22 protein-coding genes and 1 riboswitch are annotated in these 21921 nt (G+C 75.3%); of the genes, 7 read left to right on the plus strand and 15 right to left on the minus strand.

Features of this window, described 5'->3' with window-relative positions:
• Positions 1-119: 119 nt before the first annotated feature.
• Both JMJ56_RS09480 and JMJ56_RS09485 read left to right on the plus strand, forming a co-directional pair.
• Positions 120-365, plus strand: a complete 246-nt coding sequence (locus JMJ56_RS09480) for a DUF6356 family protein (protein WP_202831366.1) — start codon at positions 120-122, stop codon at positions 363-365.
• Between the two features lie 91 nt (positions 366-456).
• Positions 457-2220, plus strand: a complete 1764-nt coding sequence (locus JMJ56_RS09485; protein ID WP_202831367.1) for a flavin-containing monooxygenase — start codon at positions 457-459, stop codon at positions 2218-2220.
• Here the strand turns inward: JMJ56_RS09485 and JMJ56_RS09490 are convergent.
• From JMJ56_RS09490 to JMJ56_RS09505, 4 genes are read right to left on the minus strand one after another with little or no spacing between them, the layout of a single operon-like run.
• On the minus strand, positions 2183-2776 hold the full coding sequence (locus tag JMJ56_RS09490; protein ID WP_202831368.1) for a histidine phosphatase family protein: 594 nt from the start codon (positions 2774-2776) through the stop codon (positions 2183-2185). The genes JMJ56_RS09485 and JMJ56_RS09490 overlap by 38 nt on opposite strands.
• Before the next feature lie 4 nt (positions 2777-2780).
• Complete coding sequence (locus tag JMJ56_RS09495; protein ID WP_202831369.1) at positions 2781-3557, minus strand: adenosylcobinamide-GDP ribazoletransferase; 777 nt, start codon at positions 3555-3557, stop codon at positions 2781-2783.
• Entirely contained in the window at positions 3554-4552 is a 999-nt protein-coding gene (gene cobT / locus JMJ56_RS09500; protein WP_202831370.1) for a nicotinate-nucleotide--dimethylbenzimidazole phosphoribosyltransferase, read from the minus strand. The genes JMJ56_RS09495 and cobT overlap by 4 nt, the downstream gene beginning before the upstream one ends.
• The gene (locus tag JMJ56_RS09505; RefSeq protein WP_202831371.1) at positions 4549-5850 is read right to left on the minus strand and encodes a cobyrinate a,c-diamide synthase; all 1302 of its coding nucleotides are present in this window, start codon (positions 5848-5850) and stop codon (positions 4549-4551) included. Before JMJ56_RS09505 ends, cobT begins: the two co-directional genes overlap by 4 nt.
• Before the next feature lie 47 nt (positions 5851-5897).
• Between JMJ56_RS09505 and JMJ56_RS09510 the strand changes: the two genes are divergently transcribed.
• Complete coding sequence (locus JMJ56_RS09510; RefSeq protein WP_202831372.1) at positions 5898-6992, plus strand: cobalt-precorrin-5B (C(1))-methyltransferase; 1095 nt, start codon at positions 5898-5900, stop codon at positions 6990-6992.
• Here JMJ56_RS09510 and cobM read toward each other — a convergent pair.
• From cobM to cbiE, 3 genes are read right to left on the minus strand one after another with little or no spacing between them, the layout of a single operon-like run.
• Positions 6959-7720, minus strand: coding sequence for a precorrin-4 C(11)-methyltransferase (gene cobM / locus JMJ56_RS09515; RefSeq protein WP_202831373.1), 762 nt, complete (start codon positions 7718-7720; stop codon positions 6959-6961). The genes JMJ56_RS09510 and cobM overlap by 34 nt on opposite strands.
• Positions 7717-8184, minus strand: coding sequence for a cobalamin biosynthesis protein (locus JMJ56_RS09520; protein ID WP_236037577.1), 468 nt, complete (start codon positions 8182-8184; stop codon positions 7717-7719). Before JMJ56_RS09520 ends, cobM begins: the two co-directional genes overlap by 4 nt.
• Positions 8181-9401, minus strand: coding sequence for a precorrin-6y C5,15-methyltransferase (decarboxylating) subunit CbiE (gene cbiE / locus JMJ56_RS09525; protein ID WP_202831374.1), 1221 nt, complete (start codon positions 9399-9401; stop codon positions 8181-8183). The genes JMJ56_RS09520 and cbiE overlap by 4 nt, the downstream gene beginning before the upstream one ends.
• Here cbiE and JMJ56_RS09530 point away from each other — a divergent pair.
• Positions 9400-10149: a cobalt-precorrin-6A reductase gene (locus JMJ56_RS09530; RefSeq protein ID WP_236037578.1), complete on the plus strand. Its 750-nt coding sequence runs from the start codon at positions 9400-9402 to the stop codon at positions 10147-10149. The genes cbiE and JMJ56_RS09530 overlap by 2 nt on opposite strands.
• On the opposite strand, the gene JMJ56_RS09535 is transcribed toward JMJ56_RS09530, so the two are convergent.
• The 7 genes from JMJ56_RS09535 to JMJ56_RS09565 are packed head-to-tail and all read right to left on the minus strand — an operon-like array spanning position 10122 to position 17968.
• Positions 10122-10874 (minus strand): precorrin-3B C(17)-methyltransferase, encoded by a 753-nt coding sequence (locus JMJ56_RS09535; RefSeq protein WP_202831375.1) that lies wholly within the window; start codon positions 10872-10874, stop codon positions 10122-10124. The two genes, JMJ56_RS09530 and JMJ56_RS09535, sit on opposite strands and share 28 nt — an antisense overlap.
• Entirely contained in the window at positions 10871-11599 is a 729-nt protein-coding gene (locus JMJ56_RS09540; protein ID WP_328702330.1) for a precorrin-2 C(20)-methyltransferase, read from the minus strand. The genes JMJ56_RS09535 and JMJ56_RS09540 overlap by 4 nt, the downstream gene beginning before the upstream one ends.
• A gap of 2 nt (positions 11600-11601) precedes the next feature.
• On the minus strand, positions 11602-12228 hold the full coding sequence (locus JMJ56_RS09545) for a precorrin-8X methylmutase (RefSeq protein ID WP_202831377.1): 627 nt from the start codon (positions 12226-12228) through the stop codon (positions 11602-11604).
• Positions 12225-13307, minus strand: a complete 1083-nt coding sequence (locus tag JMJ56_RS09550) for a hypothetical protein (RefSeq protein ID WP_202831378.1) — start codon at positions 13305-13307, stop codon at positions 12225-12227. Before JMJ56_RS09550 ends, JMJ56_RS09545 begins: the two co-directional genes overlap by 4 nt.
• Positions 13304-16576: a cobaltochelatase subunit CobN gene (gene cobN / locus JMJ56_RS09555; protein ID WP_202831379.1), complete on the minus strand. Its 3273-nt coding sequence runs from the start codon at positions 16574-16576 to the stop codon at positions 13304-13306. Before cobN ends, JMJ56_RS09550 begins: the two co-directional genes overlap by 4 nt.
• 4 nt (positions 16577-16580) lie before the next feature.
• Positions 16581-17609, minus strand: a complete 1029-nt coding sequence (gene cobW, locus JMJ56_RS09560) for a cobalamin biosynthesis protein CobW (protein WP_202831380.1) — start codon at positions 17607-17609, stop codon at positions 16581-16583.
• On the minus strand, positions 17606-17968 hold the full coding sequence (locus tag JMJ56_RS09565) for a DUF1636 family protein (protein ID WP_202831381.1): 363 nt from the start codon (positions 17966-17968) through the stop codon (positions 17606-17608). The genes cobW and JMJ56_RS09565 overlap by 4 nt, the downstream gene beginning before the upstream one ends.
• Before the next feature lie 115 nt (positions 17969-18083).
• A riboswitch (cobalamin riboswitch) is annotated at positions 18084-18293 on the minus strand.
• Positions 18294-18371: 78 nt separating this feature from the next.
• Between JMJ56_RS09565 and cobU the strand changes: the two genes are divergently transcribed.
• From cobU to JMJ56_RS09575, 3 genes are read left to right on the plus strand one after another with little or no spacing between them, the layout of a single operon-like run.
• Positions 18372-18902 carry a bifunctional adenosylcobinamide kinase/adenosylcobinamide-phosphate guanylyltransferase gene (gene cobU, locus JMJ56_RS33765; RefSeq protein WP_236037579.1) on the plus strand — a complete coding sequence of 177 codons (531 nt, stop codon included), beginning with the start codon at positions 18372-18374 and terminating at the stop codon, positions 18900-18902.
• Complete coding sequence (gene cobO, locus JMJ56_RS33770; protein ID WP_407927897.1) at positions 18899-19516, plus strand: cob(I)yrinic acid a,c-diamide adenosyltransferase; 618 nt, start codon at positions 18899-18901, stop codon at positions 19514-19516. The genes cobU and cobO overlap by 4 nt, the downstream gene beginning before the upstream one ends.
• Positions 19517-19520: 4 nt before the next feature.
• Positions 19521-20975 carry a cobyric acid synthase gene (locus tag JMJ56_RS09575; protein ID WP_202831383.1) on the plus strand — a complete coding sequence of 485 codons (1455 nt, stop codon included), beginning with the start codon at positions 19521-19523 and terminating at the stop codon, positions 20973-20975.
• On the opposite strand, the gene cbiB is transcribed toward JMJ56_RS09575, so the two are convergent.
• Positions 20959-21921 carry an adenosylcobinamide-phosphate synthase CbiB gene (gene cbiB / locus JMJ56_RS09580; protein WP_202831384.1) on the minus strand — a complete coding sequence of 321 codons (963 nt, stop codon included), beginning with the start codon at positions 21919-21921 and terminating at the stop codon, positions 20959-20961. The genes JMJ56_RS09575 and cbiB overlap by 17 nt on opposite strands.

A 21921-nucleotide genomic window follows, 5' to 3' on the forward strand; every position in this document is an offset into this window, starting at 1 on the left:
GCCTCGGTATCCGTGAACATTGGAATAGGATTGCAGAACCATCCATCGGGGAGGGTGGATTTGCAACCTGGTTCCGGGCCTTGCGGGGGATGATCTCCCGGTTCCGAGAGGAGGCTGCCATGGCCCGCTGGTCCTTCACCCAACACCCGGCTTCGGTCAACGAGACCTATCTCGAGCACATGGCGACGGCGGGCAGCTTCGGCTGGCGGATGCTGACGGCCTCGCTCGCCTGCTTCGCCCATGCGCTGGTGCCCTTTGCCTTCGAGAAGACCGGCTCCACCGCCATCCGCGAGCTGCATGAGCGGATGGCAAGGAACCGGGTGCGGCACCAGGCCCCGGCGGGCGAGGCGCAGCGCGCTGGCTGATCGCGGCTTTCAGCCAGGCTTGTCTCCGGTCTAGCATCGCCTGGAAAGCGATGCCGGCTCGGGACGAAGGCCGGCTGGAGGAGCGCAGCCCATGGATGGCACCCTGACCGGCCGGTCGGCCGAGGCGACGGCCGCAACCTGGCTCGACGAGTTTGCCGCCGCGCTGGAGGCGCGCGAGGGGGGGCGGATCGCGGCGCTCTTCGCCGCCGAATGCCATTGGCGGGACCTGCTCGCCTTCACCTGGGAGCTGCATACCGTCTCCGGGGCGGAGGCGATTGCCGAGCGGCTGCAGCCCTGCCTCGCGCGGATGGCGCCGCGTAACGTGAGGCTGGCCGAGGGGCGGACGCCGCCGCGGGTGGTGCGGCGGGCGGGCACCGAGGCCATCGAGGTGATCTTCAGCTTCGAGACGGTGGTGGGGCCGTGCAACGGCGTCGTCCGGCTGGTGCAGGAGGCGGGCGGGCCGCGGGCCTGGACGCTGATGACGGCGCTCGACGAAATCCGCGGGCATGAGGACCCGGCCGACGGCAAGCGCTGGCAGGATGTCGACTGGCGGCGGAATTTCGGCGGGGAGAACTGGCTCGACCGGCGCAATCGCGCGCGGGCCTATGCCGACCGCGACCCGGCGGTGCTGGTGGTGGGGGCGGCGCAGGCCGGGCTTTCCGTCGCGGCGCGGCTGACGCTGCTCGGCGTCGATACGCTGGTGGTGGAGCGGGAGGGGCGCATCGGCGACAGCTGGCGGCGGCGCTACCACGCGCTGACGCTGCACAACGAGACGCGGGTCAATCACCTGCCCTACATGCCCTTCCCGAAGAGCTGGCCGGTCTTCATCCCGAAGGACATGCTGGCCAACTGGTTCGAGATCTACGCCGAGGCGATGGAGCTCAACGTCTGGACCGGGACGGAGCTGGTCTCAGGCAACTGGGACGAGGTGGCGCAGTGCTGGGACGTCCTGCTGCGCAAGGCGGACGGGACGGAGCGGCGGATGCGGCCGCGGCACATCGTCTTCGCCAACGGCACGAGCACGACGCCCAAGATGCCGGACCTGCCGGGGCTGCGCGACTTCCGCGGCACGGTGACGCATTCCGGGCGGCATGGCAGCGGGCTCGACTGGCGGGGCAAGCGGGCGCTGGTGCTGGGCACCGGGACCTCGGGGCATGACGTGGCGCAGGACCTCGCTGTCTCGGGCGCGGCGGAGGTGACGCTCGTGCAGCGGCGGCCGACCCTCGTCGTCAGCCTGAAGGAGGCGCAGGCGCCCTATGCGCTCTACGACGAGGACATCTCCTTCGAGGACCGCGACCTGCTGGCGACCTCCTTTCCCTTCCCCGTCTACAAGCGAGCGCACCAGCTGATGACGGAGCGCAACCGTGAGGCCGACCGGGAGATGCTGGAGGGGCTGGAGCGGCGCGGCTTCCGCCTGCAATGGGGCGAGGGGGAGAGCGGCTGGCAGATCATGTATCAGAGCCGCGGCGGCGGGTATTACTTCGATGCCGGCTGCTCGCAGATGATTGTGGAGGGGCGCGTCGGGCTGATGCAGTTCGACGATATCGAGCGCTTCGGGCCCGAGGGCGCGGTGCTGCGCGATGGCAGCGTGAAGCCGGCCGACCTCATCGTGCTGGCGACGGGGTATGAGGGGCAGGCGGAATCGGCGCGGCGCATCCTCGGCGAGGCGGTGGGGGCGCGGATCGGACGCGTCTGGGGCTTCGACGAGGAGGGCGAGTTGCACGGCATGTGGCGGCCGACCGGGCAGCCGGGGCTGTGGTTCCATGCCGGTGGGCTGGCGCAGTGCCGCATCTTCTCGAAGGTGCTGGCCTTGCAGATCAAGGCGCGGGAGCTGGGTCTGCTGGCCAGCGGGTGACGCGGACCGGGCCGGCGGGGCGGCGCTCGATGAGGAGGCCGCTGCCTTCGGGGGGCAGCCAGGCGAACCAGTCGCGCACCGGGAGGGCGAGCAGGCGGCCGGCGAGGGCGGCGATGGGGCCGCCATGCGAGACGGCGATAATTGAGGCGCCCTGTGGAAGGCCGGCGAGCCAGGCGAGGGCACGGGCGGCGAGTTCGTTCGTCGTCTCGCCGCCGCCGGGGCGGAAGCGGCCGGGCGCGTCGATCATGCCGTCCATGGCGCTGCCCTCGGCCTGCCAGATGGCGTCCCAGGGCTGGCCTTCCCAATGGCCGAAATCGCGCTCCATCAGGCGGCGGTCCCAGTGGATGGAGAGGGCGTGGCGGCGGGCGACGAGGCCGGCGAGCAGGGCAGCGCGGCGGGAGGGGGAGGCGTGCAGCGCATCCGCGGCGGGGATGCGGGCGGCGAGGCGGTGGGCGGCGGCGCGTCCCTCGGCGCCGAGCGGGGCCTCGCTCTGGCCGTAGCAGCGCGGACGCCAGGCGCCCGCGACCCTGGTGTGGCGGAGGAGGAGCAGGCGCATCGGCTCAGCGGTGGGCGGTGAAGGCGAGGGTGGTCAGCACCAGCCCGGCATAGCCGGCGAAGCCGAAGCAGTCGCCGGTGCTGCCGCCGAGATGCCGCAGAACCAGGCGGCGGAACCAGGCGAGAAAGAGGGCCGAGCCGAGCAGGGCGAGGAGCATCGCCAGGGCATCCCACCAGAGGCCGAGCAGGGGCGCGGGCAGGCTGAGCAGCAGGGCGAGGGCGAGGGCGCGCGGCGTCGCGTGCGAGGCGACGCTGCCGCCGAGGCCGGGGCGGCCGGGCATGGGCGGGATGGCGAGCATCGCGGCCAGCATCAGCAGGCGGCCGAGCCAGCCGGAGACGACGAGGGCGACGGCGGCGGTGGCGGCGTCGGGGAGGGCGATCAGGCCGGCGGCGCGCAAGGCGATGGCGAAGGCGAGGCCGAGCAGGCCGAAGGCGCCGATGCGGCTGTCTTTCATGATGCGGAGCACGTCCTCCGGCGTGCGGCCGCCGCCGAAGCCGTCGCAGAGATCGGCGACGGCATCCTCATGCAGGGCGCCGGTGAGGCGGGCTTCCAGGGCGAGGGCGAGCAGCACGGCGAGCGGCAGGGGCCAGAGCTGTGACGCGAGCCAGAGGGTGGCGGCAGTGAGGGTGCCGATCAGGGCGCCGGTCAGAGGAAAGAGGGCGAGGGCGCGGGGCAGATCGGCCTCGAAGCGCGCGGGGTCGGCGCTGGCGCCGCCGGGGACGGGCAGGCGCGTCAGGAATTGCAGGGCGGTGGCGGCGGCGCGGGGCCAGCCGGAGGTCATCCGCCGGTGACCTCGGCGAGCGTCGCCACGTCGCGCAGCACGGCGGCGGCGGCGTCGAGCAAGGGGAGCAGCAGGAGGGCTCCGCTGCCCTCGCCGAGGCGGAGCTGCCAGTCGAGGAAGGGTTCGAGGCCGAGAGCGGCGAGCACTGGGGCGTGGCCCGGCTCCTCGCCACGGTGGGCGGCGATGGCGGTGCGGAGCGCATCGGGCTCCAGCGCGCGGGCGACGAGGGCGGCGGCGCCGGTGATGAAGCCATCCAGTACCATCGTCAGGCCGAGGCGGGCGGCGGCGGCGATGCAGCCGGCCATGGCGGCGATCTCATAGCCGCAGAGGCCGGCGATGGCGTGGCGCGGGTCCGGCTCGGCGCGGGCGCGAGTGAGGGCGGTGGCGACGGCGGCGCGCTTGCGGGCGAGGCTTTCCGGCGTGGCGCCGGCGCCGGGGCCGACCATCGTCGCGGGCTCGGCGTTGGTCAGCAGGGCGGCGAGGCAGGCGGCGGCGGTGGTGTTGCCGATGCCCATCTCGCCGATCGCCAGGACGCGAATGCCGTCGGCCGCGGCTTCCTCGGCGGCGCGGGTGCCGACGGACCAGGCGGCGTCGAAATCGGCGACGGTCATGGCGGGTTTGCGGGCGAGGTTGGCGGTGCCGTGGGCGATGCGCCAGTCGCGGTAGCCGGGTGCGGGCGGGAAGCAGGGGGCCTTGGAGCCGGCGTCGATCAGCAGGAATTCGGTGCCGGAGGCACGGGCGAGGGCGGCGCAGGTGGAGCGGCCGTCGAGCATCAGCCGCATCATCGCGGCCGTCACCTCAGCGGGCCAGAGGCCGACGCCTTCGGCCACCACGCCGTGGTCGCCGGCGAAGACGACGAGGCGGCGGGGGCGGGTCTCGGGGGCCAGGGTCCCTTGGGTCTCGGCGAGGCGGATGGCGAGGCGTTCCAGGCGGCCGAGGCTGCCCTGGGGCTTGGCGAGTGCGTCGAGGCGCTGGCGCGCGGCGTCGGTGATCATGCGGGGGGCTCCGCCGGGGCGATGAGGTGGAAGAAGCTGCCGCTCACCCGGCCGCGCCGGCCGCCGGCGGGGCCGAGTGGTTCGCCCTCGGCGTTGCGGAGCTCGGCGAAGGGTGGGTCGGCGGTGGGGTCGAGGACGGTGGCGTAGTGGAATTCATGGCCGCGCCAGAGGCTGCCGTCGGCGAGGAGGCGGGCCTCGCGGTAGCCGAGATGCAGGCGGCGGCGGGCGAAGCTGGTGGCATGGCCGAGCAGGCCGGCCATGGCGTGGCGGGCGCCCTCGGCATCCTCGATGCCCTGGCCGAGCACCATGTAGCCGCCGCATTCGCCATGCACCGGGCGGGTTGCCGCGAAATGACGGAGGCCGGCGAGGAAGCGGTTCGCGGCGGCGAGGCGGGGGGCGTGCAGCTCGGGGTAGCCGCCGGGGAGCCAGCAGGCGTCGCAATGGTCGGGCGGGGGCTCGTCGGCGAGGGGGGAGAAGGGGTGCAGCTCGGCGCCCGAGGCGCGCCAGGCGGCAAGGATGTGGGCGTAGAGGAAGGAGAAGGCGGCGTCGCGGGCGAGGGCGATGCGCTGGCCGGGTGGGGCGACGCGCAGCGGGGCCTCGGCGGGGGGGATGGGGCGGGCGAGGGCCTGGATGGCGTCGAGGTCGAGGTGGCGTTCGGCCAGCGCCGCCAGGGCCGTGAGGGTTTCGGCGAGGGCGGGGTGTTCCTCGGCCTGGACGAGGCCGAGATGGCGCTCGGGCAGGGCGGGCGGCGCGGCGCGCGGGATGGCGCCGAGGACGGGGATGCCGAGGGGGGCGATCGCGGCTTCCACCATGCGGCGGTGGCGGTCGCTGCCGGTGCGGTTCAGCACGACGCCGGCGATGCGGGTGGCAGGGTCGTGGAAGGCGAAGCCGCGGAGCAGGGCGGCGGCGGATTGGGCTTGGCCGGTGACGTCGAGCACCAGCAGCACGGGGAGACCGAGGCGGGCGCAGAGGTCGGAGGCGGCGCCGGTGCGGCCGGGCGCGCCGGCGATGCCGTCGAACAGACCCATGGCGCCTTCGACCAGGAGCAGGTCGGCGCCGGTGGCGGCTTCGGCAGCGAGCGCGGCGAGCAGCGGGGGCGGCATGGCCCAGCTGTCGAGGTTGAGGCCAGGGCGGCCGGTGGCGGCGGCGTGGAAGGCCGTGTCGATGTAGTCAGGCCCGGCCTTCGCGGCGCGGATGGCGAGGCCGCGGGCGCGCAGCGCGGCGAGCAGGGCGAGCGTCACCGTGGTCTTGCCGGCGCCGGAGCGGGGGGCGGCGATGAGCAGGCCGGGGGCAGTCATGGGCGGGGCCGGTGACAGGGCGTGGGATCGGTCCTAGGTCGGGGGGGATGGATGCACCCGCCCCCCTTCGCCGTGGCTGGACGACCGGCGCCTGCGCGACGGCGGCGGCGAAGGCGGCCTTCGTCGCGCTCAGGACCAGCGCTTTTCCCGACCCAGTGACGATCACCCTGCCTGGGGGGCAGCGGCCGGCCTTCGCCCTGGCGCGGGGGGAGTTCGTCGCGGGCGGGGCGGTGGCGGGCGTCGTCAAGGATGCGGGGGACGACCCCGATGTAACGCATGGCGCGCTGGTGCTGGCGACGGTGCGGCCGCTGCCGAAGGGGAGCGGCGTGCGCTTCCGGGCGGGGCCGGGGGTCGGGACCGTGACCAGGCCGGGGCTGCCGCTGCCGCCGGGGGAGCCGGCCATCAACCCGGTGCCGCGGCGGATGATCCGGGAGGCGCTCGACGAGGTTGCGCCGGCGGGGGCGGATGCGGAGGTGGAGATCGCCATCCCCGGCGGCGAGGTGCTGGCGGAGCGGACGCTGAACGGGCGGCTTGGGATCGTCGGCGGGCTGTCGATCCTCGGCACGACGGGGATCGTGGTGCCCTATTCCTGCGCGGCCTGGATCGACAGCATCCATCGCGGGATCGACGTCGCAAGGGCGAGCGGCCTCGGCCATGTGGCGGGGGCGACGGGGGCGGCCTCCGAGGCGGCGGTGCGGGGGCTGCATGGACTGCCCGACGTGTCGCTGATCGAGATGGGGGATTTCGTCGGCGGGATGCTGAAGTACCTGCGGCGGCATCCGGTGGAGCGGGTCACCGTCGCGGGCGGCGTCGCCAAGATGACCAAGCTGGCGCAGGGGATGCTCGACCTGCACTCGAAGCGCGGGGCGGCCGACATGGCGGCGCTGGCGGCGCTGGTGGGCGATGCGGGGCTCGGCGAGCGGGTGCGGGGGGCGAATACGGTGGCGGAGGCCTTCGCCCTGGCGCCGGGGCTCGGCGAGGCGATCGCGGCCGGGGCGTGGCGGGTGGCGGCGGGGGTGCTCGATGATCCCGGCATCGCGCTGGAGGTGGTGGTCTTCGACCGGGAGGGGCGGCTGATGGGGCGGGCGGGGTTCGCGCCGAGTGCTGCTCATGCGCCCTCCAGCCCGCGGAAGCGGCGCTGATAGCCTTCCGAGTAGAGGGCGCTTTCGGTGAGGTGGGTGGCCAGAGCGGGGCCGACGAGGATGAGGGCCATGCGGTCCACCCCTGCCTCCGCCGTGCGGGGGGCGATGTCGGCGAGGGTGCCGCGGATGATCCGCTCGTCGGGCCAGGTAGCGCGGACGACGACGGCGGCGGGGCAGGCGGCGCCGTAGAGGGGCGTCAGCTCCGCCACGATGCGGGGGAGTTGCGTCACGGCGAGGTGGATGGCGAGCGTCGCGCCGGTGGCGCCGAAGGCGGCGAGGGTCTCGCCCGCAGGCATGGCGGAGGCGCGGCCGGGCATGCGGGTCAGCACAAGGCTTTGCGCCACCTCCGGCACGGTCAGCTCGCAGCCGAGGGCGGCGGCGGCGGCGGCGAAGGCGGGGACGCCGGGCGTCATCGTCACGGGGATGCCGTGGCGCTCGAGGCGGCGCTTCTGCTCGGCCAGCGCCGAGTAGATGGAGAGGTCGCCGGAGTGGAGGCGGGCGACGTCCTGGCCGGCGGCGTGGGCAGCGAGGCATTCGGCCTCGATGGCGTCGAGAGAGAGAGGGGCGGTGTCGACCAGCCTCGCGCCGGGCGGGCAGTGGGCGAGCACGGCGGGGGCGACGACGGAGCCGGCATAGAGGCAGACCGGGCAGGCGGCGATGAGGTCGCGGGCGCGGAGGGTGATGAGATCGGCGGCGCCGGGGCCGGCGCCGATGAAATGCACGGTCATGGGGCGGGCTCCGTGGTGGCGAGGGCGCAGGTGGCGAGGCCCCCGGCGGACCGGCGCGGGCCGAGCAAGCGGGCGCCGGGGCCGGCGGCGGCGAGCGCGGCGGCTTCGGCGAGGGAGGGGAGGCCGGTCAGCGCCTCGACGCGGGGGGAGGCGGTGATGCAGGCGGGGGCGGCGGCGGCGAGGGCGGCGTCCGGCGGTGTGGTGAGGGGGAGGGCGAGCCGGGCCGCCATCGCCTGGAGGCCGGGTTCGGCGGCTTTGGCGGTGCTGGTGGCGAGGGCGGTCAGCGCGGCGAGCGTGCAGCCGGCGTCGTGGAGTGCGGCGTCGAGGGCGGCGGCGATGGCCTCGGCGGGGGCGCCCCGGCGGCAGCCGAAGCCGGCGACCAGCGTGGCATCGCCCATGTCGCCTGCGGCTCGGGCTTGCCGTGCCGCCGCCGCGGGACAGCGCTGATCCTGCTCGGGGCTCATGGCTTTCGCCAGGACCATTGGGTGACGGGCATGGCGGGGCGCCAGCCCGTCATCCCGCCGACCGGCGCGGCGCGGCTCACGGCGAGGCGCAGCAACTCGCCGCCGAGCGTGGCGTGGCGGGCGAGGAGCAGGGCTTCGGTCTCCAGGGTGATGGCATTGGCGACGAGGCGGCCGGCGGAGGGGAGGGCTGCAAGCGCCGCTTCCATCACGCCGGGATCGGCGGCGCCGCCGCCGAGGAAGATGACGTCGGGCGTTGGGAGATTGGCGAGGGCGGCGGGGGCCGTGCCTTCGACGATGCGGAGGGCGGGGACGCCGAGGGCGAGGGCGTTGCGGCGGATGCGGGCGGCGCGGTCGGGGCGGGGCTCGATGGCGATGGCCCGGAGGGAGGAGTCGGCCAGCATCCATTCGATGGCGACGGAGCCGGCGCCGGCGCCGATGTCCCAGAGCAATTCGCCTCGCAGCGGGGCCAGCGCCGAGAGGGTGAAGGCGCGGATCTCGCGCTTGGTGATCTGGCCGTCATGCTCGAAGGCGGCGTCGGGCAGGCCGGGGGTGCGGGGGATCGGGCGCGACGACGGGCCGGCGGCGATCTCAAGGGCGAGCAGGTTGAGGGGGTGGATGCCGGCGAGGGCGAAGCCGGCGGCGGCGCTGGTGCGGATGCGCTCCTGCGGGCCGCCGAGGGCTTCGAAGACCGTCACTGGGCTGTCGCCGAAGCCGTCCGCCGTCAGCATCGCGGCGAGGGCGGCGGGAGAGGTGGCGTCGGAGGTCAGCACCAAGAGGCGGGCGCCGGGGTGGAGATGGGGGCGCAACGCCTCCTGCGGGCGGGCGTGGAGCGAGAGGGTCGTCACTTCCGCCAGCGGCCAGCCGAGGCGGGCGGCGGCGAGGCTGAAGGCGGAGGGGGCGGGGAGGACCAGTGCCTCCGTCGGCGGGATGGCGCGGAGCAGGGTGGCGCCGACGCCGTGCAGCATCGGGTCGCCGGAGGCGAGGACGGCGACGGCTTGGCCGCGGGCGGCGAGGACGGGGGCGATGCTGAAGGGGCTCGGCCAGGGGTGGGCCTCGCCGCGCAGCAAGGAGCGGGCAAGTGCGAGGTGGCGGGCGCCGCCGAAGATGAGCGAGGCGGCGGAGAGGCGCTCGGCGGCGGCGGGGGAGAGGCCGGCGATGCCCTCCTCGCCGAGGCCGATGATGGACAGCCAGGGCGATCCCTGGGATGGCTCAGCCATGACGCGACGCATCCTCATCCTGGGCGGGACGACCGAGGCGCGGGAGCTGGCCGGGGCGTTGGCGAGGTTCGACGTCGCCCTGTCGCTGGCCGGACGGACGGCACGGCCCGCTGCGCAGCCGGTGCCGGTGCGGGTCGGCGGCTTCGGTGGGGTGGCGGGGCTGGCCGGGTATCTGCGGGCGGAGCGGGTCGGGCTGCTGGTCGATGCGACGCATCCCTATGCGGCGACCATCTCGGCGCATGCCGCGGAGGCGGCTGACATCGCGGGTGTGCCGTTGCTGGCGGTGCGGCGGCCGGGCTGGGAGCGCGTCGATGGGGACGACTGGGTCGAGGTTGCCGATGTGCGGGCCGCCGTCGCTGCGCTGGGCGAGGTGCCGCGGCGCGTCTTCCTCGCGCTCGGGCGGCAGGAGGTGGCGGGGTTCGCCGCGGCGCCGCAGCATGACTACCTCATCCGCAGCGTCGATCCTGTCGAGCCGAAGCTTGGGGTGCCGCAGGCCGAGTATCTGCTGGGGCGCGGGCCGTTCGACGCGGAAGCGGAGCGGGCGATGCTGGAGGCGCATGGCATCGAGCGCATCGTCTGCAAGAACAGCGGGGGCGACGCGACCTACGGAAAGATCGTGGCAGCGCGGGAGCTTGGGGTTCGCGTGGTGATGCTGGCGCGGCCGGTGCTGCCGGAGGTGCCGGCGGTCGGCTCGGTGGCGGCGGCTCAGGAGTGGGTCGGTCATTGGGCGGCGCGGCGCGGGGTGTAGACAAGGGGTGGGCGGCTGTCGCGCGGGACGATGCGGGTTTCGGCGGTGCCGATCAGCAGGCAGGTGGCCATGTCAGCCCAGAGCGGGTCGGCCTCGGCGAGGGTGGTGATGCGGATGGCCTCGTCGGGGCGGGCGATGGCGCGGCCGAAGATCACCGGCGTCGTCGCGGGCAGGTGGGTGCGCAGCAACGCCAGGGCGGCGCCGAGCTGCCAGGGGCGGGCGCGGCTGATCGGGTTGTAGAGGGCCAGCGCGAAGCCGGCGCCGGCGGCGGCGGCGAGGCGACGTTCGATCAGCGGCCAGGGCTTCAGGTTGTCGGAAAGGGAGAGGGCGCAGAAATCACCGCCGAGCGGGGCGCCGGTGCGGGCGGCGAGGGCCAGCATGGCGGTGACGCCGGGGTAGATGGCGAGGTCGATGGCGCGCCATTCCGGTGGGCCGGCCTCGATCGCCTCGCACACCGCGGCGGCCATGGCGAAGACGCCGGGATCGCCGCCGGTGACCATGGCGACGGTGGCGCCGTCCGCGGCGGCCGTCAGCGCGGCCTCGGCGCGGGCGCGTTCGACGCGGTTGTCGGAGGGATGGCGGGACTGGCCGGGGCGGTGCGGGACGCGGTCGAGATAGGGGCCGTAGCCGAAGAGCATCGCGGCCGAGGCGAGGGCGGATTCGGCCTCGGGCGTGCGCAGGCCGGCGCCGCCGGGGCCGAGGCCGATGACGTCGAGGCGGCTCACGCGCCCGCCCAGCCGGGGACGAGGACGATGGAGAAATAGGGGGCGGGGGCGTCGTCGCGGGCGGCGAGCGGCAAGACGGCGGCGGCGTCCATGCTGCCGCGCTCGACATAGATGGCGCCGTCGAGGCGGCCGGTTGCGGCCAGGGCCGCGCGGATGCGGGGGAGGTTGCGGCCGACCTTCATGATGACGACGGCTTCGGCGGAGGCGAGGCGGCGGCGCAATTCCGGCTCGTCCAGCATGCCGGGGAGGACCATCAGCACGTCGTCGCCCTGCGCGACGGGCGTGCCGGCCATGGACCAGCAGGCGGACATGCCGGTGACGCCGGGCACCACCTCGGTTGGGTAGTGTGGGGCGAGGCGGACATGCAGATGCATGTAGGAGCCGTAGAAGAGCGGGTCGCCTTCGCTCAGCACGGCGACGCTGCGGCCGGCATCGAGATGCGCGGCGACGGCGGCGGCGGAGGCGGCGTAGAATTCCTCGATCTGCGTGCGGTAGCCGGCCGAGTGGCGCGGGAGTTCGGTAGTGACGGGGTAGATGAGAGGCAGCTCGATCGCCTGCGGGCGCAGGCGGGCGGCGACGGTGCGGCGGGCATTGCCGGGGGCGCCGCGCTTGGCGAAATGCGCGACGACATCGACGGAATCGAGGATGCGGGCGGCCTTCAGCGTCAGCAGCTCCGGGTCGCCGGGGCCGGTGCCGAGGCCGTAGAGGCGGCCGCTCGCAGGCATGGTCATAGCCCGGGCCTGGCGAGGGCGTTGACGGCGGCGGCGGTCATCGCGCTGCCGCCGAGGCGCCCGCGCACGACGGCCCAGGGGATGCCGAGGCGGCTTTCCTCCAGCGCCTGCTTCGACTCCATGGCACCGACGAAGCCGACGGGCATGCCGAGGATGGCGGCGGGGCGGGGGGCGCCGGCTTCCAGCATCTCAAGCAGGTGGAAGAGCGCGGTGGGCGCGTTGCCGATGGCGACCAGCGCGCCGCCCAGGCGCTCGGCCCAGAGCGACATCGCCGCCGCCGAGCGGGTGGTGCCCTGTGCCTCGGCCAGTGCGGGGGTGCGGGGGTCGTGAAGGGTGCAGATCACCTCATTCGCGGCGGGGAGGCGGGCGCGGGTGATGCCGTGGGCGACCATCTGGGCGTCGCAGAGGATGGGGGCGCCGGCGGCGAGCGCGGCGCGGGCGGCCTCGACCAGATCGGGGGCGAAGGCGATCTGCTCTGCGGCCTCGACCATGCCGCAAGCGTGGATCATGCGGATGGCGACTTCGGCTTCGTCTGCGGAGAAGGCAGAGAGGTCGGCCTCGTCGCGGATGATGGCGAAGGAGCGGCGGTAGATGGCCGCGCCGTCGCGGATGTAGTCGGTCATGGCGCGGTGGCGTCCTGCAGGCTGGCGATCAGGTCGGGGAGGGCCTCGGCATCGAGCATGCGCGCTGGCCTATCACGCGCCGTGCCGCCGGGCACGAGGCCGATGCGGCCGTCGAGCCCAACCAGGGTGAGGGCGGCGCGGGCGGGGTGGGCGCAGCCCTTGGGGCAGCCGGAGAGGTGCAGCGTGCGGCCGGGCGGGAGGTGCGGGGCGAGGGCTTCGGCGAGGGGGCGGGTGGCGATCGTGGCGCTGGCGCAGGCGGGGCGGCCGGCGCAGGCGGCGATGCGGCGGCGGGGGTCGTCCGGCACCGTGATGAGGTCGAGGCGGTGGGCGGCGGCGCGCAGGGGGGCTGGGTCCAGCGGGCCGAGGGCGAGCAGGGCGCGGCCGGGGACGCCGGTCAGGGCGGTGGCGCCGGCGGTGGCGGCGGCCTCGGCATAGGCGGCGAGGCGGGAGGCCTCGAAGGTGCCGGCGATGCCGAGGGCGAGGCCGTGGCGCAGGGGGTGGAGGCCGAGCGATTCGGCGGACGGGCGTGGAGCGGGGGGGAGGCGGCCGCGACGGGTCGGGTCGGCGAGGCGGGCGAGGAGGGCGGCGAGGGCCTCGGCTTCAGGCAATGGGGGCAGGAGGGTGTCGCCGTCCTGCAGAAGCCAGCCGGTGGCGGTGGCGGTCAGGCGGAGGTCGGCGGCGAGGGCGTCGAGATGCAGGGCGCCGCCGCCATCGACGGCGATGGCGAATTTGGGCGGCAGCGCTGGGGCGGTGGCGCGGATGGCCTCGGCCAGGGGGCGGGGGTCGGCATGTTCGGTGGGGTCGAGGCCGCCGAGGGGGGAGTGGGTGACGAGCGGGTCGGTGGGCCAGCCTTCCCCGATGGCTTCGGTGAAAGGGGCGGCCGTCGCGGGGCGGAGGCCGCGGATCTGGAGGTTGCCACGGGCGGTGATCTCGAGGAGGCCGTTGCCGTAGAGGGCGGCGGCTTCGGCGAGGGCGATCCAGCGGGCGGGGGGCATGGAGCCGGCGGGGATGCGGGCGAGCAGGCCGTCGCCGGTCGGCATCGGCGCGGCGAGGCTGGGGCAGGCGCCGCGCGGTGTCATGCGCCCAGCTCCACGTCGTTGCGGCGGGGGTGCCAGAGGCCGCGGCGGCGGGCATCGGCGAAGCGCAGCGCGATGGCGCGGGCGGCGGCGGGGTTCTCGTGGAGGAGGAAGGCGCGCACCGTCGGGTCACCGAGATAGGCTTCGTGGACGAGGTCGAGCAGGGCGCTGGGGACGGCGTCGGTGGTTTCGGCGAAGGCGACCAGGCGGTCCACCGTTTCGGCCAGCTCGGCAGCGCCGCGGGGGCCGTGGCGCATCTGGCCGGCGATGAAGCGCGGGTCGATGGCGCGGCCCTGGACGAGGCGGGCGAGGGCGGCGGCCAGCGGGCGGGCGCGGGGGCGGGCGGGGTCGGTAGTGTCGAGGGTGATCAGCGCCGGGCTGGTGCCGAGCAAGGCGGCGGCCGAGGCGAAGCCGCCGATATGGGCGGCGTCGGCGCCGCCCTCCAGCAGGTCGCGGCCGGGGTCGTCGCCGGTGTGGATCAGGGCGGCGGCTTCGGCGAGGCGGGTGGCGAAGGCGCCGGGGGCGGGGGTCGCCTCGCCGCCGGGGCCGCCATAGGTGTGGGAGGCGGCGGCGAGATAGGCGCGGCCGAGTTCCTCGCGGGCGGTCCAGCGGCCGGAGGCCAGCGCATCCTCGGGGCCTGCGCCATAGGCGCCGGGGGCGGTGCCGAAGATGCGGGCGGGCGGGGCGCCGGTGCGGTGGGCGGCGGCCAATGGGTTCTCGGCCGGGCTCTCGTCGCGGGCGGCGACGGCGCGGGTGGCGGCGTCGATGAGCGCAATCTGCGCCGGGAAGAGGTCGCGGAACAGGCCGGAGACGCGCCAGGTCACGTCGACCCGGGGGCGGCCCATGCTGGCGGGGGGCAGGACCTCGATGCCGGTGACGCGGCCGGTGGCGACGTCCCAGCTCGGGCGGCAGCCCATGAGCGCGAGGCCCTGCGCGATCTCCTCGCCGCCGGTGCGGAGCGTGGCGCTGCCCCAGAGGTCGAGCACCAGGCTGCGGGGCATCTCGCCCTGTTCCTGCTGGTAAAGGCTCAGCACCTCGGCGGCGGCGAAGCGGCCGAGCTCCATGGCGGTCGGGGTAGGGAGGGTGCGGGGGTCGGCGGCGAAGAGGTTGCGGCCGGTGGGCAGCACGTCGGTGCGGCCGCGGGCGGGGGCGCCGCCGGGGCCGGCCGGGATGTGGCGGCCGTCGAGGGCGGCGAGCAGGGCCGCGCGCTCGGCGGCGGCGCTGGCGGCGCGCTCGGGTGGGTCGGCGGCATCGGCGCGGCCGAAGATGTGCAGGCCGTCCTTGATCGCCAGCTCCTTCAGGTCGCAGAGCCAGGCGTCGAGGCGGCGGAGGGCTTCGTCGGGCTCGTCGCCGAGGGGCGGGAGGGTGCCGGGGGCGGCCTCTGTCGCGGCCTGGTGGATGAGGTGGGCGAGGCGGTCGCGGCGGCGGCGGTCGAGGCCGTCGGCGGCGGCGAATTCGTCGAGCAGGGCCTCGAGCGCGCGGGCCGGGCCGGTGAGGCCGGGGCCGGCGAGGCGCGGCGGCAGGTGGCCGAGGGTGACGGCGGCGATGCGGCGCTTGGCCTGGGCTGCCTCGCCGGGATTGGAGACGAGGAAGGGGTAGAGGACGGGGAGCGGGCCGAGCACCGCCTCGGGGAAGCAGCTCTGCGTGAGGGCGACAGATTTGCCAGGCAGCCATTCGAGGGTGCCGTGGGCGCCCATGTGGACGAGCGCGTGGATGTCGAGCCCGTGGCGCAGCCAGAGGCCGAAGGCGAGCAGGGCGTGGCGCGGCGGCAGGGCCGGGTCGTGGTACTCGGCGCGGCGCTCGGTGCTGCGGCCGCGGTCGGGCGCGACGGCGATGGTCACTTGGCCGAGGCGGAAGGCGCGGTGGTGGAAGGCGCCGTCGCTGCAATCGGGGTCGGCCTCGGGCGGGCCCCAGGCGGCGTCGATGGCCGCTTCCAGCGCGGGCGGCAGGAGGGCGCGGTAGGCGGCGAGGGTGAGGCCGGGGACCGTCGCATCGAGGGCAGCGAGGAGGCTGCGGGCCTCGGCAGGGGGCGGGGCGAGGGCGTAGCCGGCGGTGCGGAGGTCGTCGCAGAGGGCCAACAGGCTGGCGGGGACGTCGAGGCCGACCGCATAGCCGGTGCGGCCGCCGGCGCCGGGGTAGTCGGGCAGCAACAGGGCGAGGCGGCGCTCGGCGGGCGGGGTGCGGCGGAGGCGGATCAGGGCGGCGGCGCGGTCGGCCAGCGCGGCGATGCGGTCGGGCTCCGGCCGGTTGGCCTGGCGGGGGAAGCTTGGGTCCTCGACCGGCGCCTTGAAGGCGATGGCGCCGGCGAGGATGCGGCCGTCGAGCTCCGGCAGGACGACATGCATGGCGAGGTCGGCGGCGCCGAGGCCGCGGGGGCTCGCCTGCCAGGCCTCGCGCGCGGTCGTCGCCATCACCGCCTGGAGGACGGGGACGCCGGGGGTGGGGAGGATCGGGTCCTCCGCCTCGGCGAAGGCGGTGGTGGTGAGGATGAGGTCGGGCGAGAGGGTGGCGAGGGCTGAGCGGAGCACTTCGCGGGAGGCGGGCTCCTTCAGGCTGGCGAGGAAGATCGGGGCGGGGACGAGGCCGCGGGCCGTGAGCGCCTCGGCAAGGGCGGCGATGGGGGCGGCGTCAGCGGCGAGCAGGACGGAACGGTAGAAGAGGATCGGCACCACCGGGCAGCCGGGCGGCAGGCTGGCGGCGAGGCGGGCGATGGAGACCGTGCCCTCGGCGGGCAGCCAGCCGGCGGCGCGGGGCATCGGCTGCGGCGGCGGGGCGAGGAGCGGGGTGCCGGCATGGACGGCGAGGCGGCGCAGCAGGGCGCGCATGTTGTCGGGCCCGGCCTCGCGGAAATAGCCGAGGAGGGTGTCGCATTCGGCGGCGGGCAGGGTGGAGAGGGCGGGGAGGCGCGGGTCGTCGCGGTCCTCGCCGGGGAGGACCGCGAGGGCGATGCGGCGGGCGCGGCAGAGGTCCGCCAGCTGCTCGGCGCCGTAGCGCCACCAGTCGAGGCCGCCGAGCAGGCGGAGCAGGATCACCCGCGCGCCGGCGGCGGTGCGGTCGAGCCAGAGATCGACCGACATCGGGTGGCGCAGCTGCCGCAGCGGGGCGAGGCGGAGGGCGGGGAGGACGGCGCGTTCCGCCTCCCAGGCCGCCGCGAGGCCGGCGAGGTCGCTGTCGCTGAAGCTCAGCACCGCCATCGGCGCCGGGCTCTGGCGCAGGTCGACCGGCTCGGCCAGTTCCTCCAGCCCGGCGGTGGTGGTGTTGAGGATGTGCATCGGCTCAGCCGGCGAGGGCCTGGGCGGCGGCCACCTGGTCGAAGCCCTTCAGGCCGATGACGACGAGGCGGCCGCGACGCGCCTCGGCCTCGCCCCAGGCGCGGTCGAAATGGTGGCTGACACGGGGGCCGACGGCCTGGACCAGCAGGCGCATCGGCTTGCCGGCGATGGCGGCGAAGCCCTTGGCGCGCAGCACGTCCGGACGGGCGCAGAGCGTGGCGATGCGGGCGGCGAGGTCGGCGGGGGCGGCGAGCTCGGGCAGGTCGAGGACGATGCTGTCGAAATCGTCGTGGTCGTGGCCCTCCTCGGCATCGTGCCGGGTCGGGCGGTTGGCGATATCGTCCTCCGTGCCGAGGCCGAGGCCGAGCAGCACCGCCGGGTCGATGCGGCCACCGGCGCTGGTGACAGTGCCGACGGCGCGGGGGAGGGCGCGCTCCACCGCGGCGCGGGCGCGGGCGAGGCCGGCTTCGTCCAGCAGGTCGGACTTGGTGAGCACGACGAGGTCGGCGCAGGCGAGCTGGTCGTCGAAGACCTCCTCCACCGGGTCGTCATGGTCGAGCGCCTGGTCGGCGGCGCGCTGGGCGGCGAGCGCCGCGAGGTCGGCGGCGACGCGGCCTTCGGCCAGCGCCGCGCCATCGACCACGGCGACGACGCCATCGACCGTCACCCGGTTGCGGATGGCCGGCCAGTGGAAGGCCTGGACCAGCGGCTTCGGCAGGGCGAGGCCGCTGGTCTCGATCAGGATGTGGTCGGGCGGCGGGGTGCGGGCGAGCAGCGCGTCGACGGCGGGGACGAAATCGTCGGCGACGGTGCAGCAGAGGCAGCCGTTGGCCAGCTCGACGATGTCGGCCTCGTCGCAGGCGGGGATGCCGCAGCCGCGCAGGATCTCGGCATCGATGCCGACATCGCCGAACTCGTTGACGATGACGGCGAGGCGGCGGCCGCCGGCATTCTCGAGCAGGTGGCGGATCAGCGTCGTCTTCCCGGCGCCGAGGAAGCCGGTGACGATGGTGCAGGGGATGCGGGCGGTCATGCCGGAAGCTCCAGGGGCGGGATGCGGGCGATGAGGCCGCGCTTCAGGGGCTCGGGGCGGCCGCGCCAGGGCATCACCCGGCCCTCGGCGGCGGCGAGGAGGCGGGCGCCCTCCTGCAGGGCGGGGGCGGCCTCGGCGGGGTCGAGGTTGCCGAAGACATAGGTCCAGCCGCCGGGCACGGCGATGGCGGCGGTCGGGCCGCGGGAGCAGTTGCCGAGGCATTCGACGGGGCGCACCGCGAGGTCGGGGCCGGCCAGGGGCTCGGCATTGGCGGCGAGGGTGGCGCCGGCGCGGGGGGCGTCCTCGGCATCGCCGCTGCGGCGGCAGGTGGTGCAGACGAAGACGGTGACGGGCGGCATCGGGCAGGCATCCCCACCCGGCGGGCGCCGGGCATGCGGGGTGCAGCAGCGGGCGCGCCAAGGGGGGCGTGTCCGTTCGCCGGTGCGGCAGCCGCGCCAGGGCACCCCGCCCGGCACGTCGTCTCGAGCGAAGGCAGGTCTCCTGGCTCGCGGGTCGACGTCCGGCGCCGTCTTCCCGGCCGGGCCCCGAGGGGCTGGCGGCCAGTGACATGGTGGCGCGGACTCGCCGCTCACAGTTGCGGGGGCAGCTACGGCCTGGGCGGGGCCCTTCCGTATTCCCTTTTCATCCCGCCTTCCGGCGGGAACCTTCGATCGAAGGGGACTAGGCCCGGGCGGCGGGGCGGCTGTCAACCATCGGCGTCGGTTGTTGTGCGGATGGGCGGGTGCTGCCACACCGTGCGGCATGCCCGATGCCCCCTTTCCGCTGGTGCTGGTGCTCGGCGGCGCGCGCTCCGGCAAGAGCCGGCAGGCCGAGGCGCTGGTCGAGTCCTGGCCGTCGCCTTGGACCTATGTCGCCACCGCCGAGGCCTTCGATGCCGAAATGGCGGCGCGGATCGCCGAGCACCGGGCGCGAAGGCCGGCGGGGTGGGTGACGCTGGATGCGCCGCGCGACCTGCCGGGGGTGCTGGCGGGCGTGCCGGCAGGGCGGCCGGTGCTGGTCGATTGCCTGACGCTCTGGCTCAGCAACCTGCTGCTGGCGGAGCGCGAGCTGGAGGCGGAGGGGGAGCGGTTGGCGGCGGTGCTGGCGCGGCGAGCGGGGTCGGTGGTGCTGGTGTCGAACGAGGTGGGCTTCGGGATCGTGCCGGAGACGCCGCTTGGGCGGCGCTTCCGCGATGCGCAGGGGCGGCTCAACCAGCGGATGGCGGCGCTGGCGGACCGGGTGGTGCTGGTGGTGGCCGGCATTCCGGTCGTGATCAAGGGAGGCGCGGCGTGAGCGGGATCGATCCGGAGGAGGCGGCGCGGCATCGCGCGAAGATGGCGCGGCGGAAGGCGGTGCAGGATGCGGAGGTCGCCGGCAAGGCCATCGCCGAGAAGGGGCTGCTGATCGTCCATACCGGGCCGGGCAAGGGCAAGTCGACGGCAGCCTTCGGGCTGGCGCTGCGGATGCTGGGGCGCGGCGGGCGCGTCGGCGTGGTGCAGTTCATCAAAGGCGCCTGGGACAGCGGCGAGCGGGCGGCGCTGGAGAGCTTCGGCGAGCGTGTTGTTTGGCACAGCATGGGCGAGGGCTTCACCTGGGAGACGCAGGACCTGGCGCGCGACATCGCCGCGGCGGAGCGGGCCTGGGGAATGGCGCGGGCGATGCTGGCGGACCCTGGCTTCGACCTGCTGGTGCTGGATGAGCTGAACATCGCCCTGCGCTACGGTTATCTGCCATTGGAGGCGGTGGTGGCGGAGCTGGTGGGCCGGCGCGAGGGGCTGCATGTCGTCGTCACCGGGCGGAATGCGAAGCCGGAGCTGGTGGCGGCGGCGGATCTCGTCACCGAGATGGGGGCGGTGAAGCACCACTTCGCGGCCGGAGTGAAGGCGCAGCGCGGGATCGAGTTCTAGCTTCATGCGCGCGATCATGCTGCAGGGCACGGGCTCGGATGTCGGCAAGTCGCTGCTCGTCGCGGGGCTGGCGCGGGCGCTGACGGAACGGGGGCTGCGGGTGCGGCCGTTCAAGCCGCAGAACATGTCGAACAATGCGGCCGTGACCCTTGATGGCGGGGAGATTGGGCGCGCGCAGGCTTTGCAGGCGCGGGCGGCACGCGTCGCACCCAGCGTCCACATGAACCCGGTGCTGCTGAAGCCGCAGGGCCAGCTCGGCGCGCAGATCGTGGTGCAGGGGCGGGTGGTCGGTGCGGCGGGTGCGGCCGAGTATCAGCGGCGGAAGGCCATGCTGCTGCCGGCGGTGCTGGAGAGTTTCGCGCGGCTCAGGGGCGAGGCGGATATCGTGCTGGTGGAGGGGGCGGGGAGCGCCTCCGAGGTCAATCTGCGGGCCAACGACATCGCCAATATGGGCTTCGCGCGGGCGGCGGATGTGCCGGTCGTCGTCGTCGGCGACATCGACAGGGGCGGGGTGATCGCCAGCCTGGTCGGGACCAGGGTGGTGATCGATCCGGCGGATGCGGCGATGGTCGTGGGCTTCGTCGTCAACCGATTCCGCGGCGATCCGTCGCTCTTCGCGGATGGGATGGCGCTGATCACGGCGCGGACGGGGTGGGCGCCGCTCGGCCTGGTGCCCTTCCTGCCGGAAGCGGCGCGGCTGCCGGCGGAGGATGCGCTGGCGCTCGACCATGCGCTGCCGCGACGGCCGGGGGCGCGGTTGCGCATCGCCGTGCCGGTGCTGCCGCATATCGCCAATTTCGACGACCTCGACCCGCTGGTCGCCGAGCCGGACGTGGAGGTGATGCGGGTGCGGCCGGGCGAGGCGCTGCCGGGGGATGCGCAACTCGTCATCCTGCCGGGGTCGAAGGCGACCATCGCCGATCTGGCGGCGCTGCGGGCGGCGGGGTTCGATGTCGATATCGCGGCGCATCTGCGGCGGGGTGGGCATGTGCTTGGGCTGTGCGGCGGCTTCCAGATGCTGGGGCGGAGCGTCGCCGACCCGGCGGGGGTGGAGGGCGCGGCGGGGCGCGTGGCGGGGCTTGGGCTGCTCGATGTCGAGACGGTGCTCGGCGGGGACAAGCGGCTGGTGCCGGTGGAGGGCGTGAGCGCGGATGGGGCCAAGCTCGCCGGCTATGAGATGCATCTCGGCAGTACCGAGGGGCCGGGGCGGGCGCGGCCTTTCGCGCGGCTGGCGGATGGCGCGGCGGAGGGGGCGATCTCGGCGGATGGGCTGGTGACCGGGACCTATGTCCACGGCCTCTTCGCAGCGGAGGCGCAGCGGGCGGCCTGGATGGCGCGCTTCGCGGCCGGGGCGCCGGCGATCGCCTATGAGGCGGGGGTGGAGGCGGCGTTGGATGCGCTGGCGCGGCATCTCGAGGCGCATCTCGACATCGACCGGCTGCTCAGCCTGGCACGGTGAGGGCCAGGGCAACCGCGAGGGCGATGAGCAGGGCGTCGGCGAGCCGGTAGAGGCGGAGGGCGCGGCGGATTTCGGCGGCGGTGGCGTCGCGGCGGCCGTCGCCCATCAGCGCATCCTCGACCAGCACGCCGCCGTAACGGCGCGGGCCGGCCAGGGCGAGGCCGAGGGCGCCGCCCATTGCCGCTTCCGGCCAGCCGGCATTGGGCGAGCGGTGGCGGTGGGCGTCGCGGCGCAGGGCGCGCAGGGCGGCGGCGGGGCTGGCGCCGGGCATGAGGCAGGCGGCGAGGACCAGCAGCAGGGCGGAGAGGCGGGAGGCGGGGAGGTTCACCAGGTCGTCGAAGCGGGCGGCGGCCCAGCCGAAGGCCTCATGTCGTGGGGTGCGGTGGCCGATCATGCTGTCGGCGGTGTTGACCGCCTTGTAGGCGGCGGCGCCGGGCAGGCCGCCGAGGGCGAGCCAGAGGGCCGGGGCGACGATGCCGTCGGAGAAATTCTCGGCGAGGCTCTCGATGGCGGCGCGGCAGATGCCGGCTTCGTCCAACGCATCCGGGTCGCGGCCGACGATGTGGGAGATGGCGATGCGGCCGGCGGCCAAGCCTTCCTGCTCCAGGGCGGTGGCGACGCGGGCGACGTGCTCATGGAGGCTGCGTTGGGCGAGGAGGCTGCTGGCCAGCAGCGCGACGGCGAGCCAGCCGAGCGGGAGGTGGTGCAGCGCAGCCTCGATCAGCCAGGCGGGGGCGAGGCTGGCGGCGAGCAGGATCAGCAGCGCGGCGAGGCCGGCGGCGCGGCGGTGGGCGGCGGGCCAGGCGGGGCGGTTCAGGTGGCGGTCGAGCGAGGCGATCAGCCGGCCGAGCCAGATGACAGGGTGGCCGATGGACCGCAGCAGGCGGTCCGGGTATCCGAGGGCGGCCTCGATCAGCAGGGCGCAGGCAACGGTGGCGAGGGCCAT

Source organism: Belnapia arida (genome assembly GCF_016773205.1).
Classification (GTDB): domain Bacteria; phylum Pseudomonadota; class Alphaproteobacteria; order Acetobacterales; family Acetobacteraceae; genus Belnapia; species Belnapia arida.

What these genes read in the sequence shown, in the direction of transcription:
- JMJ56_RS09480 (WP_202831366.1), top strand. Translation starts at nt 120, where the DNA reads ATGGCCCGCTGGTCCTTCACCCAACACCCGGCTTCGGTCAACGAGACC.
- JMJ56_RS09485 (WP_202831367.1), top strand. Translation starts at nt 457, where the DNA reads ATGGATGGCACCCTGACCGGCCGGTCGGCCGAGGCGACGGCCGCAACC.
- JMJ56_RS09490 (WP_202831368.1), bottom strand. Translation starts at nt 2,776, where the DNA reads ATGCGCCTGCTCCTCCTCCGCCACACCAGGGTCGCGGGCGCCTGGCGT.
- JMJ56_RS09495 (WP_202831369.1), bottom strand. Translation starts at nt 3,557, where the DNA reads ATGACCTCCGGCTGGCCCCGCGCCGCCGCCACCGCCCTGCAATTCCTG.
- cobT (WP_202831370.1), bottom strand. Translation starts at nt 4,552, where the DNA reads ATGATCACCGACGCCGCGCGCCAGCGCCTCGACGCACTCGCCAAGCCC.
- JMJ56_RS09505 (WP_202831371.1), bottom strand. Translation starts at nt 5,850, where the DNA reads ATGACTGCCCCCGGCCTGCTCATCGCCGCCCCCCGCTCCGGCGCCGGC.
- JMJ56_RS09510 (WP_202831372.1), top strand. Translation starts at nt 5,898, where the DNA reads ATGGATGCACCCGCCCCCCTTCGCCGTGGCTGGACGACCGGCGCCTGC.
- cobM (WP_202831373.1), bottom strand. Translation starts at nt 7,720, where the DNA reads ATGACCGTGCATTTCATCGGCGCCGGCCCCGGCGCCGCCGATCTCATC.
- JMJ56_RS09520 (WP_236037577.1), bottom strand. Translation starts at nt 8,184, where the DNA reads ATGAGCCCCGAGCAGGATCAGCGCTGTCCCGCGGCGGCGGCACGGCAA.
- JMJ56_RS09530 (WP_236037578.1), top strand. Translation starts at nt 9,400, where the DNA reads ATGACGCGACGCATCCTCATCCTGGGCGGGACGACCGAGGCGCGGGAG.
- cbiE (WP_202831374.1), bottom strand. Translation starts at nt 9,401, where the DNA reads ATGGCTGAGCCATCCCAGGGATCGCCCTGGCTGTCCATCATCGGCCTC.
- JMJ56_RS09540 (WP_328702330.1), bottom strand. Translation starts at nt 11,599, where the DNA reads ATGCCTGCGAGCGGCCGCCTCTACGGCCTCGGCACCGGCCCCGGCGAC.
- JMJ56_RS09545 (WP_202831377.1), bottom strand. Translation starts at nt 12,228, where the DNA reads ATGACCGACTACATCCGCGACGGCGCGGCCATCTACCGCCGCTCCTTC.
- JMJ56_RS09550 (WP_202831378.1), bottom strand. Translation starts at nt 13,307, where the DNA reads ATGACACCGCGCGGCGCCTGCCCCAGCCTCGCCGCGCCGATGCCGACC.
- cobN (WP_202831379.1), bottom strand. Translation starts at nt 16,576, where the DNA reads ATGCACATCCTCAACACCACCACCGCCGGGCTGGAGGAACTGGCCGAG.
- cobW (WP_202831380.1), bottom strand. Translation starts at nt 17,609, where the DNA reads ATGACCGCCCGCATCCCCTGCACCATCGTCACCGGCTTCCTCGGCGCC.
- JMJ56_RS09565 (WP_202831381.1), bottom strand. Translation starts at nt 17,968, where the DNA reads ATGCCGCCCGTCACCGTCTTCGTCTGCACCACCTGCCGCCGCAGCGGC.
- cobU (WP_236037579.1), top strand. Translation starts at nt 18,372, where the DNA reads ATGCCCGATGCCCCCTTTCCGCTGGTGCTGGTGCTCGGCGGCGCGCGC.
- JMJ56_RS09575 (WP_202831383.1), top strand. Translation starts at nt 19,521, where the DNA reads ATGCGCGCGATCATGCTGCAGGGCACGGGCTCGGATGTCGGCAAGTCG.
- cbiB (WP_202831384.1), bottom strand. Translation starts at nt 21,921, where the DNA reads ATGGCCCTCGCCACCGTTGCCTGCGCCCTGCTGATCGAGGCCGCCCTC.